Origin of the sequence: Microbacterium elymi, from assembly GCF_021582895.2 — a bacterium.
In the GTDB taxonomy this organism is placed as follows: Bacteria; Actinomycetota; Actinomycetes; order Actinomycetales; family Microbacteriaceae; genus Microbacterium; species Microbacterium humicola.
On sequence record NZ_CP091139.2, the window covers coordinates 33,559 to 46,067 of the forward strand.

Annotated in this window: 5 protein-coding genes and 8 pseudogenes; 9 read left to right on the forward strand and 4 right to left on the reverse strand. The window is 70.9% G+C overall.

Annotated elements, in window-relative coordinates:
• Positions 1 to 10 precede the first annotated feature (10 nt).
• The 7 genes and pseudogenes from ruvC to L2X98_RS00240 all read left to right on the forward strand — a co-directional run bounded on the left by ruvC (position 11) and on the right by L2X98_RS00240 (position 7,865).
• Positions 11 to 579 (forward strand): annotated as a pseudogene (ruvC, locus tag L2X98_RS00210) (crossover junction endodeoxyribonuclease RuvC).
• A 49-nt stretch (positions 580 to 628) separates the two neighbouring features.
• A pseudogene (ruvA, locus tag L2X98_RS00215) lies at positions 629 to 1,246 on the forward strand (Holliday junction branch migration protein RuvA).
• Positions 1,239 to 2,261, forward strand: a pseudogene (gene ruvB / locus L2X98_RS00220) (Holliday junction branch migration DNA helicase RuvB). Before ruvA ends, ruvB begins: the two co-directional pseudogenes overlap by 8 nt.
• 77 nt (positions 2,262 to 2,338) lie before the next feature.
• Positions 2,339 to 2,764: a preprotein translocase subunit YajC gene (locus L2X98_RS00225; RefSeq protein WP_259611976.1), complete on the forward strand. Its 426-nt coding sequence runs from the start codon at positions 2,339 to 2,341 to the stop codon at positions 2,762 to 2,764.
• A 33-nt stretch (positions 2,765 to 2,797) separates the two neighbouring features.
• Positions 2,798 to 4,491, forward strand: a pseudogene (gene secD / locus L2X98_RS00230) (protein translocase subunit SecD); the annotation flags it as partial.
• A gap of 61 nt (positions 4,492 to 4,552) precedes the next feature.
• Positions 4,553 to 5,542 (forward strand): protein translocase subunit SecF, encoded by a 990-nt coding sequence (gene secF / locus L2X98_RS00235; RefSeq protein ID WP_259611977.1) that lies wholly within the window; start codon positions 4,553 to 4,555, stop codon positions 5,540 to 5,542.
• A gap of 70 nt (positions 5,543 to 5,612) precedes the next feature.
• Positions 5,613 to 7,865 (forward strand): annotated as a pseudogene (locus L2X98_RS00240) (RelA/SpoT family protein).
• A 198-nt stretch (positions 7,866 to 8,063) separates the two neighbouring features.
• Here L2X98_RS00240 and L2X98_RS22585 read toward each other — a convergent pair.
• From L2X98_RS22585 to L2X98_RS00255, 4 genes and pseudogenes are all read right to left on the reverse strand, one after another.
• Positions 8,064 to 8,183: pseudogene (locus L2X98_RS22585) on the reverse strand (hypothetical protein); the annotation flags it as partial.
• 29 nt (positions 8,184 to 8,212) lie between these two features.
• Entirely contained in the window at positions 8,213 to 8,401 is a 189-nt protein-coding gene (locus L2X98_RS00245; protein ID WP_259611978.1) for a hypothetical protein, read from the reverse strand.
• Positions 8,402 to 8,468: 67 nt separating this feature from the next.
• Positions 8,469 to 9,659 (reverse strand): annotated as a pseudogene (locus tag L2X98_RS00250) (DUF349 domain-containing protein).
• A 271-nt stretch (positions 9,660 to 9,930) separates the two neighbouring features.
• A complete protein-coding gene (locus tag L2X98_RS00255; protein ID WP_259611979.1) occupies positions 9,931 to 10,221 on the reverse strand; it encodes a dioxygenase in 291 nt (96 codons plus the stop codon).
• 162 nt (positions 10,222 to 10,383) lie between these two features.
• Between L2X98_RS00255 and L2X98_RS00260 the strand changes: the two are divergent.
• Together L2X98_RS00260 and rpsD are read left to right on the forward strand one after the other, a co-directional pair.
• A pseudogene (locus tag L2X98_RS00260) lies at positions 10,384 to 11,662 on the forward strand (replication-associated recombination protein A).
• A gap of 171 nt (positions 11,663 to 11,833) precedes the next feature.
• Positions 11,834 to 12,463 carry a 30S ribosomal protein S4 gene (gene rpsD / locus L2X98_RS00265; protein WP_259611980.1) on the forward strand — a complete coding sequence of 210 codons (630 nt, stop codon included), beginning with the start codon at positions 11,834 to 11,836 and terminating at the stop codon, positions 12,461 to 12,463.
• The last annotated feature ends 46 nt before the right edge of the window (positions 12,464 to 12,509 follow it).

The following is a 12,509-nucleotide window of genomic DNA, read 5'->3' on the forward strand; positions in this document are numbered from 1 at the left end:
GGCTGGGCAGATGGGCGGCCGACGACTTCGGGTGCTGGGCATCGACCCCGGCCTGACCCGGTGCGGTGTCGGCGTCGTCGACGTCGCGCCGGATCGCTCGGCGCGACTCGTGCACGTGGGCGTGGTGCGCTCGGCGGCCGATGCCCGGATCGAGAAGCGGCTCAAGCTGATCGCCGCCGGCATCCGCGCGGTGCTGGAGGAGTACGACCCGGATGTGGTCGCGGTGGAGCGGGTGTTCGCCCAGAACAACCGCAACACGGTGATGGGCACCGCGCAGGCCAGCGGCATCGCGCTGCTGCTGGCGGCCGAGCACGGCATCCCGGCCGACACGCACACCCCGACCGAGGTGAAGGCCGCCATCACCGGGTACGGCGGAGCCGACAAGCGGCAGGTGCAGACGATGGTGGCCCGCATCCTGCGCCTGGACGCGCTGCCCACCCCGCGGACGCCGCCGACGCGCTCGCGCTCGCCCTGTGCCACGCCTGGCGCGGCGGCACGCCGGAGCCGTCCGCGACCGGGGGCGCGCTCACCCCGCGCAAGCGGGCCTGGGCCGACGCGGAACGGCTCGCCCGACGGTGACGCGCGTGTCGGTCGAACAAACGTCCGAACCCTCACGTAGGCTGGTGTCATGATCTCATCGCTGCACGGCACGGTCCTGCACGCCGGGACCGACCTCGTCGAGGTGAGCGTCGGCGGTGTCGGGTTCACGGTCGCCGTGACGCCCGACGTGGCCCGCACGGCGCGCGTGGGGGACCAGCTCCTGCTCGCACACGGCCCTGATCGTCCGCGAGGACGCGCTGTCGCTGTACGGATTCGCCGGTCGCGCGGAATGCGCGCTGTTCGGGTGCTGCTCGGGGTGACCGGCGTCGGGCCGAAGTCCGCGCTGGGCGTCCTGGCGGCGATGTCGGTCGACCAGATCGCCCAGGCGGTCGCGGACGACGACGACGCGCCCTTCCGCCGCGTCTCCGGCATCGGCCCGAAGACCGCCAAGCTGATCGTCGTCCAGCTCACCGGCAAGCTCGCCCCGCCGGCCCCGTCGGGCACGCCCGCCGCCGGGTCCCGGGCGACGGCGGACCAGGTGGTGGCGGCGCTGCTGGGGCTGGGCTGGTCCGAGCGCGTGGCCATCGAGGCGGTCGAGTCGGTGATGGCGGATGCCGCGGCCGGCGACCGCTCGACGGTTCCGGCGCTGCTCCGGCTCGCCCTGGCGCACCTCGGACCGGCACGGGCGGAGGGCGCTCGTGGCTGAGCTGGACCCCGAGGCGATCGACGAGACCGAGCTGGCGATCGAGGGCGCGCTGCGCCCGAGTCGCTGGCCGAATTCGTCGGGCAGCAGAAGGTCCGCGGGCAGGCTCGAGCGCTGCTGGACGCCGCGCGCATCCAGCAGCGTCCCGCCGACCACATCCTGCTGGCCGGCCCGCCCGGCCTGGGCAAGACGACCCTGGCGATGATCGTGGCCCACGAGAGCGGCCGCGCCCTGCGCATGTCCAGCGGCCCGGCCATCCAGCACGCCGGCGACCTGGCCGCGCTGCTGTCGAGCCTCACCCCGGGCGAGGTCCTGTTCATCGACGAGGTGCACCGGATGGCGCGCTCGGCCGAAGAGATGCTGTATCTGGCGATGGAGGACTTCCGGATCGACATCATGGTCGGCAAGGGCGCCGGTGCCACCAGCATCCCGCTCGATCTCTCGCCGTTCACCCTCGTCGGCGCGACCACCCGGTCCGCGACGCTGCCGAACCCCCTGCGCGACCGGTTCGGGTTCACCGCCCACCTGGAGTACTACGAGCCCGAAGAACTCGAGCAGGTGATCGGCCGCTCCGCGCGGATGCTGGACATCCCGCTGCCGCAGGAGGCGCGCTCCGAGATCGCCCGGCGGTCGCGGGGGACGCCCGGATCGCCAACCAGCGCTGCGGCGCGTGCGCGACTACGTCGTCGTGCACGGACCTCGCACAGGCTCGGTGGACCTCGCCACCGTGGACGCGGCGCTCGAGCTGTACGACGTCGACGCGATCGGCCTGGACCGCCTGGACCGCGCCGTCCTGGACGTGCTCATCCGGCGCTTCCGCGGGGGACCGGTGGGGCTGAACACACTCGCCGTCACGGTCGGCGAAGAGGCCGAGACGATCGAATCGGTGGTCGAGCCCTACCTCGTCCGGATCGGCTTCATGGGGCGCACACCCCGCGGCCGGGTCGCGACGCCGGAGGCATACCGGCACCTGGGGATCCCGCATCCGGACGGGGCGCTCACCCTTGATGACCTATAATCGCTGAAGGCTTTCCCCCGATCCCCTTCAGGCAGCGCCGCCGCGGCGCGCCTCATCCGAAAGGTGCCACCTGCTTCATGGCTAATTTCTTCTCGCAGTACGGCCTGATCATCCTGCTGGTGGTCCTCCTGGTCTTCATGTTCTGGAGCTCGCGCCGCCGCATGGCCAAGCAGAAGGCCGAACAGGAATCGAAGGCGCGGCAGACCGTGCCGGGCGCCGAGGTGCTCCTGCAGGGCGGCCTGTACGGCACCATCGTCTCGTACGACCCGGAGAACCTCGATCAGCCCGCGGTGGTCGAGATCGCTCCCGGCGTGGACATCAAGGTGCACAGCCAGTCGATCCTGCGCGTCGTCAGCCCGACCGACGAGATCGTCCCGGAGTACGAGGACACCGTCCCCGACAACGCGGCGGACGCCGGCGCCCCGCGCATCGAATCCGCCGACGAGACGGCCGCCCGGCTGAAGTCCCAGGATGACGACAAGAAGGACTCGCCCGAGGCCTGATCTTCGGCCGCTCTGCAAGAAAGCTGACCCTCTGTGGCCTCCTCATCTCCCGTTCGGCATGCCTGGCGTGCGCTGCTGGGACTCGTCATCGTCATCGGCGTGCTCGCCGGCATCAACGCCCTCGGCGTCTACGTCTTCAAGCAGGCGTCGTGGGTGCCCGAGCTCGCGCTGGACCTGCAGGGCGGCACGCAGATGATTCTGCAGGCCAAGACGCCCGACGGCACCGCGCCGACCGCCGATCAGATGAAGCAGGCCTCGACGATCATCCGCCAGCGGGTGGATGCCTCGGGTGTCGGCGAGTCCGACATCACCACGCAGGCCGGCAACCAGATCGTCGTCCAGATCCCCGGCCCGGCCGACGATGAGACCCGGGCGCGCATCGAGGCCTCGGCGCAGATCGGCTGCGCGCCGTGCTCTACACCGGTGCACCGTCGACGTCGTTCGTCGGCGAGGACGGCAAGCAGACCCCGTACCCCACGCCCGCGCCCACGCTCCAGGCCACCCCCACCGCGTCGCCGAGCAACGGCAGCGACCCCAGCTGGATCACGCCGAAGCTCCAGGCCCAGTTCCTCGCCTACGACTGCAACGACAAGAGCAACGACCCGGCCGACGCCCCGAAGGACGAGCCGCTGATCACGTGCGACACCGACGGGACGGCGAAGTACATCCTCGGTCCGGTCGAGCTGGACGGCTCGTCGATCACGACCGCCTCTTACGGCATGAGCTCGCAGAGCGGCCAGTGGGAGGTGCAAGCTGAAGTTCGACGCGACCGGCACCAAGACGTTCGCCGAGGTCAGCCAGCGGCTGTACGCGCTGAAGGCGGAGAACCAGGCGCCGCGCGATCAGTTCGCGTTCGTCCTGGACGGCAAGGTGATCTCGGCGCCGCAGATGAACGCCGTGATCACCGACGGCAGTCCATCGATCTCCGGATCGTTCACCGAGCAGACGGCGAAGGTGCTGGCCGATCAGCTCAAGTACGGCGCGCTGCCGCTGAGCTTCACGGTCGTCAGCTCCGACACCATCTCGGCGACCCTCGGCTCGGCAAGCTGCAGATCGGCCTGATCGCCGGACTCATCGGTCTCGCGCTCGTCGCGGTGTACTCCCTGATCAGCTACCGGGCGCTGGGCTTCGTGATCATCGCCTCGCTGGCCGTGATGGCGGTGATCACCTGGTTCATGCTGTGCATCCTCGCGTGGCGGATGGGATTCCGCCTGTCGCTGGCAGGTGTGGCCGGTCTGATCGTGACCATCGGATTCACCGCCGACTCGTTCATCGTGTATTTCGAGCGAATACGCGACGAGCTGCGCGACGGCAAATCGATCACGGGCGCCGTCGAGGACGGCTGGGGGCGCGCCAAGCGGACGATCTACATCGCCAAGGCCGTCAACATCCTGGCCGCGGTCGTGCTGTACATCCTGGCCGATGCCACGGTGAAGGGCTTCGCGTTCACGCTCGGCCTGACCACGGCCATCGACATCCTGATCTTCATCCTGTTCACGCACCCGGTGATGCAGCTGGTGGCCCGCACCCGCTTCTTCGGCGAGGGACACCGGCTGTCGGGGATGGACCCCGCCGCACTGGGCGCGGTGTACCGCGGGCGGGCGCAGTTCCTCGCCCCCGCGGTCGAGACCAAGGGCTCGGCGGCCCGGCGCACCGGTCGCTCCCGCGGCGAAGCCGAGCGGCGCCAGACCATCGCCGAGCGCAAGGCCGCCGCCGAGGCGGCAGGCCAGATCCGGGCAGCACCTCCGGGAGCAGTACCGACTCGTCGAAGAAGGGGGCTGATCGCTGATGGGCGCCATGAGCCGGTTCGGCAACAACCTCTATTCGGGCAAGGTCTCCTTCCCGTTCGTCGCACGCCGTCGCGTGTGGTTCATCATCGCCGCGCTGCTGGTGCTCGGCGCCGTCCTGGTGCCGCTGTTCCGTCCGGTGCAGTTCTCGATCGAGTTCACCGGCGGGTCGCAGTTCACCGTCAGCGGTGTATCCCAGCCGGATCAGGAGACCGCCACCGCCGCGGTCACCTCGGTCGTCCCGGACGCCACCACCAAGGTGACCACCGTCGGTTCCGACGGTGTGCGGGTCCAGACCGACCAGATGAGCCCGGCCCAGACGCAGCAGGTGCGCGACGCCCTCGCAGCGGCATACCAGGTGGACGTCAACGAGGTCACGACCTCGTTCATCGGCCCCAGCTGGGGCGCCGACGTCACCCGGCAGTCCCTGTGGGGCCTGGCGATCTTCCTCGCCCTCACGTTCCTGATCCTGGCGCTGTACTTCCGCACGTGGAAGATGTCGGCGGCCGCGATCATCGGCCTGGTCGACGTGCTGGTCATCACGATCGGCATCTACGCCCTCGCCGGGTTCGAGATCTCGCCGGCGGCGGTGATCGGCTTCCTCACGATCCTGGCGTACGCGCTGTATGACACCACGGTGGTCTTCGACAAGATCCGGGAGAATACGCACGAGGACGGCGAACACGCGAATCGCACGTTCTCGGAATCGGTCAACCTCGCGGTGAACCAGACGCTGGTGCGATCGATCAACACCACGGTGGTGGCGATCCTGCCTGTCGGGGCGATCCTGTTCATCGGCGCGTTCTGGCTGGGCGCGCAGACGCTCAGCGACATCTCGCTGTCGATCTTCGTGGGGATCATCGTGGCCGCGTACTCCACGCTGTTCGTGGCCTCGCCGCTGTACTCGCTGTTCCGCGAGAACGAGCCCGCGCTGAAGGCGCACGATGCCAAGGTGCGCAAGGCGCGCGCCCAGGCGGCCGTCGCCGCCTGAGCCGGTCGTCCGGCGTCCGCTCCGGGGGCCTCGGCGTAGGATTGTCGAAGCGATGCGGAGGGGGTGACACGTGGCCGAAGCCGTCCCCGCGGGGCAGAGTTCGTCATTGCGCCGCCTCGTGCCGCGGATCTTCTCCCGCAGCCAGCGGCGCGACGACGTGGAACAGCTGATTCGCACCGTCCGCACCCACCACCCCAAGGGTGATCTGTCGATCATCGAGCGCGCGTACTCGACGGCGGAGTCCGCGCACACCGGGCAGAAGCGGCAGAGCGGCGAGCCGTACATCACCCACCCGCTGGCGGTGGCCCAGATCCTCGCCGACCTCGGACTGGGGCCGCGCGCGGTCGCGGCCGCTCTGCTGCACGACACGGTCGAGGACACCGACTACGGTCTGGACCGGCTGACGATGGAGTTCGGCGACGAGGTCGCCATGCTCGTGGACGGGGTCACCAAGCTCGACAAGGTGAAGTACGGCGAGAGCGCCCAGTCCGAGACCGTCCGCAAGATGATCGTGGCCATGTCCCGCGACATCCGGGTGCTGCTGATCAAACTCGCCGACCGTCTGCACAACGCCCGCACCTGGGGCTTCGTGCCGCCGGAGAAGGCGAAGAAGAAGGCGACCGAGACCCTCGAGATCTACGCGCCGCTCGCGCATCGACTCGGCATCCAGGCGATCAAGGCCGAGCTGGAGGACTTGTCCTTCGCCGGTGCTCCAGCCCAAGCTCTACGCCGAGATCGACAGCCTGGTCAGCAGCGCACCCCCAGCGCGAGCAGTACGTGCAGAGCGTCATCCATGACGTGGAGACCGATCTGCGCGAGCTGAAGATCCGCGGCCAGCTGGCCGGACGGCCCGAGGCTGTACTCGGTGTACCAGAAGATGGTCATCCGCGGTCGCGAGTTCGACGACATCTACGACCTCATCGGCATCCGCGTGCTCGTGAACACGGTACGCGACTGCTACGCCGTGCTGGGCGCGATCCACGCACGCTGGACCCGCTGCCGGGCCGCTTCAAGGACTACATCGCCACCCCGAAGTTCAACCTGTACCAGTCGCTGCACACCACGGTGATCGGACCCGGCGGACGGACGGTGGAGATCCAGATCCGCACGCACGAGATGCACCAGCAGGCTGAGTACGGCGTCGCCGCGCACTGGAAGTACAAGGAGCGGGTCAACAGCGGCAAATCCGACGGGCGTGCCGTGGACGCCGACATGGCGTGGCTCGCGCACATCTCGGACTGGCAGGCCGAGACGGCCGACCCCGGAGAGTTCCTCGAGTCGCTGCGGTTCGAGATCGGCGCCAAGGAGGTGTACGTGTTCACGCCGAAGGGGCGGGTGATCGGCCTTCCCGCCGGCGCCACCCCGGTCGACTTCGCGTATGCCGTGCACACCGAGGTCGGCCACCGCACCATGGGCGCGAAGGTCAACGGCCGCCTGGTGCCTCTGGAGTCGAGAGCTGCACTCCGGCGACGTCGTCGAGGTGTTCACCTCGAAGAACCCGGACGCCGGACCCAGCCAGGACTGGCTCAGCTTCGTGAAGAGCACCCGGGCCCGCAGCAAGATCCGCGGCTGGTTCACCAAGGAGCGCCGCGAAGAGGCGATCGAGCAGGGCAAGGAGGCCATCGCCCGGGCGATGCGCAAGCAGAACATGCCGCTCGAGCGTCTGATGAGCCAGGACTCGTTCGCCGAGGTCGCCCGGCAGGCTTGCGCTACGAGGATGTCTCGGCGCTGTACGCCGCCGTGGGCGAAGGGCATGTGTCCACGCAGTCCGTGCTCGAGAAGGTCACCGCGCTGGTGACCGTGAACGAGACCGTGACCGGTCCGATCGACCTGCCCCCGCACGGCGGCAAGCCGCGGTCGAGGCGGGCGGCAGCGATTCCGGGATCCTCGTGCGCGGCGCGCCGGACATCCTGGTCAAGCTCGCCAAGTGCTGCACGCCGGTGCCCGGCGACAAGATCGTGGGCTTCGTCACACGGGCAGCGGGGTCTCGGTGCACCGGGCCGACTGCACGAACGTGAAGGCGCTGATGGCCTCTCCGGAGCGTCTGATCGACGTCGAGTGGGCGCCGACCACCAAGAGCGTGTTCCTGGTGCAGATCCAGGTCGAGGCGCTGGATCGCTCCGGGCTGCTCAGCGACGTCACCCGCGTGCTCAGCGAGCATCACGTGAACATCCTGTCGGCGACGGTCTCCACCAGCGATGTGCGGCTGGCGATCAGCCGGTTCGTGTTCGAGATGGGTGACACCGTGCACCTGGATCGCGTGCTGAACGCCGTGCGCCGGATCGACGCGGTCTACGACGTCTACCGGGTGACCTCCGGCTGACCGGTACCGGTCAGCCGGCGCAAGCGCATGGGCGCGCCGCGTGTGCGGCACCGGTCCCGCCGCCGCGAGCCACCCCAGCGCCGCATCCGGGTCGGCGATCCCCGCCCGCACCATCGCCCGCGCCGCGCGCACCGCGTCGGCGTCCGGGTCGCGGGCGAGATCGGCCAGGGTCCGGGTCGGGGTGGTCACCCACGCCCCGCCGGTGCGCATGAGGTCGTCCGCCGGCAGCCGCCGATCGTGGTAGCGGAGCCGATGGTCGATCACGTGATGCAGACGCTGCGGCACGGCGCGCTGCACGCGATGCCGGCCGGGCGGCATCGCCAGCGCCCCGTGGACCCACGCGGCGCTCAGATGCACGGCGGCCAGGGTGTCACCCAGCAGGGCGGCAGCGAGCCGGCCCGCAGCGCCACCGTCTCCACGGCGTCGGCGGGCATGTATCCGTCGCCGAGCTCGACCAGGTGCCCGTCCAGGCACGCCGCGCTCAGCTCGGCCTGCGACAGCCGCTCACCGACGAAGTAGAGGTACGGCGAACCCATACCGGCAGTGTGCCGCGTCGGCGCGGCCGCGCGCACCGCCGGCTCGGGATCTGTGGAGAACTCGCTCTCAGCCGCCGACCGCGCGCAGCCACGCCCTGCGGGCCTCGAGGGCCTCAGCCGCCGCGGCGATCGCACGGGCGTCGCCGGCGGTCTCGGCATCGGCAAGCTCCTGCTCGAGCTTGGCGATGGCGTCGGTGAGCTGACGGGTCATGTCATTGGCGCGGGCCTTCGTCTCCGGCTTGTTCCGCTTCCAGTCCGCGTCCTCGCGCGTGCGCACGCTCTGCTCGATCTTGCGCAAGCTCGTCATCCAGCGCACGCTCGCGGTCGCGCGGGAAGACGCGGCCGATCTCGTCCCAGCGACGCTGGATCCCGGTGAGCGCGGTGCGGGCCTTGGTCAGGTCGCGCTCGTCCACGATCGGCGCGGCCTCTTCGGCAGCGCGCGCTTGGCGTCGATCTTCTCCTTGGATGCCTCGACCTCGGCGCTCTCCCGCTCGGCGCGCGCGCCGTACAGCGCGTCGCCGGCGGCCTTGAACCGCGCCCAGAGCGCGTCGTCGGCCTTCTTGCCGGCCCGGCCGGCGGCCTTCCACGAGTCGAGCAGGTCGCGGTAGGCGCCGATCCCGTCCTCGCCCTTCGGAGCGAGCGCCTCGGCGCGTTCGATCAGCGTCGTCTTGTAGGCACGGGCCGACTTGTGCACCTCGTCCAGCTCGGAGTAGAACTCGCGACGCTGCTTGTCGATCGTCGCGCGTGCGGCCCGGAACCGCTTCCACAGGCGCTGGCCGGCCGACTTCGGCAGGCGCGGGCCGTCCTTCTGCTGGGTCTGCCACTGCTCGAACAGGTCGCTCAGCTCGGCGGTCGTCTGCTTCCACTGCACTGTCTGCGGGTCCCGTGCGGCCAGCTGCTCCACCCGCTCGACCAGGGCCGTGCGCTCGGCGATCGCGGCGTCCACCGCCTCGCGGGCGGCCGCGTTCTCCACGGCGGCGGCCTGCTCCAGATCGAGAAGCAGCGCGTCCAGCCGGCGTCGGAGCGCCTCCAGGTCGCCCACGGCCGCGGCATCCACGGTCTTGGCGCGGACCGCGGTCGCGGTGGCGCGCAGATCGGCGGCGGATGCGCCGCCCCCGCGGTGGCGTGCCTCCAGCAGGACGACCTCGCCGGCCAGATCCGCGAACTTCCGCTCGAAATAGGCCAGGGCCTCGGCTGGGGTGCCGTCCGGGTATTCGCCCACGACGCGCCACTGATCGCCCTCGCGGACGGACACCACTCCGGCCTCGTCGACCCGACCCCACGGCTCGTCCGCGCTGCCGGCGGCAGGGGCGGCGGCGGCGGGCGCCGTCGGCACGGGCGGCGCGCCCACCGGCGGTGCCGGGACGGCACGGGTGGCGGGGGGTCGAGGCCCGGGAACGGGCGGGCGGACAGGAGTGTTCTCTGCGTCGGCAGTCACGGGTTGCACCTCATCACGGCTGGCGCCGTCTGCGGGGGGATGGACGGCTTCCAAGACTAGTACGAGCGGGCCCGGTCGGTTCGCTGGTGGGTCAGTCCGACGGCGTCGGGCTGGGCGAGGGCGGGACGCTCGCCGAGGGAGCGGGACTGACGGTCGCGGTCGGCGTCGGGGTGGTCGCGGGGGCGGGCATGCCGGGTCCGGCGAGGTAGTACGCGGACTGCACGCCGATGATCGCCAGGAGCAGCACGGTGCCGGCCACGGCCCCGATGACGTTGTCGCGCACGCGTCGGCGTTCCTGCTGGGCGTTCAACTCCTGTCGCGCCCGATATGCCCGCGCCCGCTCGCGCTGGGTGCGCGCGTCCTTCTTGTTCGCCGACGCCACGCCGCCTCCTTCGCCCACCGGTCCCGGCCGTGCCCGGGCAGGCTCGATCCTACGGGCGCGGGCGCCCCGCAGACAAAGACGGGGGTCGTCCCCGGCGGATAGCCTGGGTGGGTGACCACCGTTCCAGGCCTGTTCACCGGGCAGACGCCGCTCGCGGTGCGGATGCGGCCGACCTCGCTGGACGAGGTCGCCGGGCAGCGCCATCTGCCTGCGCCCGGCTCGCCCCTGGTCACGCTGGCCGATCCGGATGCCGCGGCCACAGCATCCGCGTCCGTGATCCTGTGGGGGCCGCCCGGCACCGGCAAGACGACACTGGCCCAGGCGATCGCGCGCTCGTCGGGGCGGCGGTTCGTCGAGCTGTCGGCCGTGACCGCCGGGGTGAAGGACGTCCGCACGGTGATGCAGGAGGCGCTGAACCAGCGCGATCTGTACGGGCAGTCCACGATCCTGTTCCTGGACGAGATCCACCGGTTCACCAAGGCGCAGCAGGACGCCCTCCTGCCGGGGGTGGAGAACGGCTGGGTGGTGCTGATCGCGGCCACCACCGAGAACCCGTCGTTCTCGGTGATCTCACCGCTGCTGTCCCGGTCGCTGCTGCCTGACGCTCCAGCCGCTGAGCGACGCGGATCTCGGGGTGCTCGTGGACCGGGCGGTCTCAGACCCGCGCGGCCTGGGGGATGCGGTCTCGCTCGATCCCGACGCCCGCGCCGCGCTCATCCGGCTCTCGTCCGGCGACGCACGGCGTGCGCTCACGGCGCTGGAGGCCGCGGCATCCCTGGCCACCCCCGCCGAGGGCGAGGCCCCGGCCGTGGTCACCACCGACGCCGTCGCCCAGGCCGTCGACAAGGCCCTGCTGCGGTACGACCGGCAGGGCGACGAGCACTACGACGTGATCAGCGCGTTCATCAAGTCGATCCGCGGGTCGGACGTGGACGCCGCGATGCACTACCTCGCCCGGATGATCGAGGCGGGGGAGGACCCCCGGTTCATCGCCCGCCGACTGGTGATCTCCGCATCCGAGGACATCGGCCTGGCCGACCCGCAGGCGCTGCAGATCGCCGTGGCCGCCGCCGACGCGGTGGCCTTCATCGGGATGCCGGAGGGCCGCATCCCGCTCGCCGAGGCCACCGCGTACCTGGCCACGACGGCCAAGTCCAACGCCGCCTACCTGGCGATCGACGCCGCTATCGCGGATGTGCGCGCCGGCGGGTTCGGGCGCGTGCCGGTGCACCTGCGCGATGCGCACTACCCCGGCGCCAAGCGCCTCGGCCACGGCAAGGGGTACGTCTACCCGCACGACAGCGAGATCGGCCTCGCCGCGCAGCAGTACCTGCCCGACGAACTGCGCGGGCGCCGCTATTACGAGCCGAAGGCGCTGGGCGCCGAGCGTGATGTGCAGGCGCGGCTGGAGAAGATCCGCCGCATCCTCGGTGGGCAGTGACCGGCCGACGCCGTCTGCTAAGCTAGAGCGGCTCGAAACCGAGTTTTCGGGCATCCCCCTCCTCCTGGAACATCGCCTCGTGCGCCCCGGCGTGCACACCTGGCGGGCGGAGTCGGGCGATACGTCCGCGAGCCGTGAACGACACGGCCGCGTCATCGGAAGGAACACTTCGTGGCTACGAAGTCCCAGGACCGCCGCAAGGTCCGCCTGTCCCGCGCCCTCGGCGTCGCCCTGACCCCGAAGGCCGCGCGCTACCTCGAGAAGCGCCCCTACGGCCCCGGCGAGCACGGTCGCACCAAGCGCAAGCAGGACAGCGACTACGCCGTCCGTCTGCGCGAGAAGCAGCGTCTGCGCGAGCAGTACGGCATCCGCGAGGCGCAGCTGCGCATCCAGTTCGAAGAGGCCCGCCGCAAGGACGGCCTGACCGGTGAGAACCTGGTCGAGCAGCTCGAGCAGCGCCTGGACGCGCTCGTGGTGCGCGCCGGCTTCGCCCGCACCATGGCACAGGCCCGCCAGTTCGTCGTGCACCGTCACATCATGGTCGACGGCCAGCTCGTGGACCGCCCCTCGTTCCGGGTCAAGCCCGGCCAGCTGATCCACGTCAAGCAGCGCAGCGAGGGCACCGAGCCGTTCCAGGTGGCCGCCGCCGGTGGCAACGCCGAGGTGCTGCCCCGGTTCCGCCCTACCTCGAGGTCGACCTCGACAAGCTGCAGGCCCGCCTCGTGCGTCGCCCGAAGCGCGCCGAGGTGCCCGTGGTGTGCGAAGTGCAAGCTCGTGGTCGAGTACTACGCGGCCCGCTGATCCGGCCTCACCCGGCCGCGCAGCGGCCGGGCACGGAGGGCGTCGG

Excerpts from the sequence above, each read along its gene's own strand:
- L2X98_RS00225 (WP_259611976.1), top strand. The coding sequence starts at position 2,339 with ATGGCTAATTTCTTCTCGCAGTACGGCCTGATCATCCTGCTGGTGGTC.
- secF (WP_259611977.1), top strand. The coding sequence starts at position 4,553 with ATGGGCGCCATGAGCCGGTTCGGCAACAACCTCTATTCGGGCAAGGTC.
- L2X98_RS00245 (WP_259611978.1), bottom strand. The coding sequence starts at position 8,401 with ATGGGTTCGCCGTACCTCTACTTCGTCGGTGAGCGGCTGTCGCAGGCC.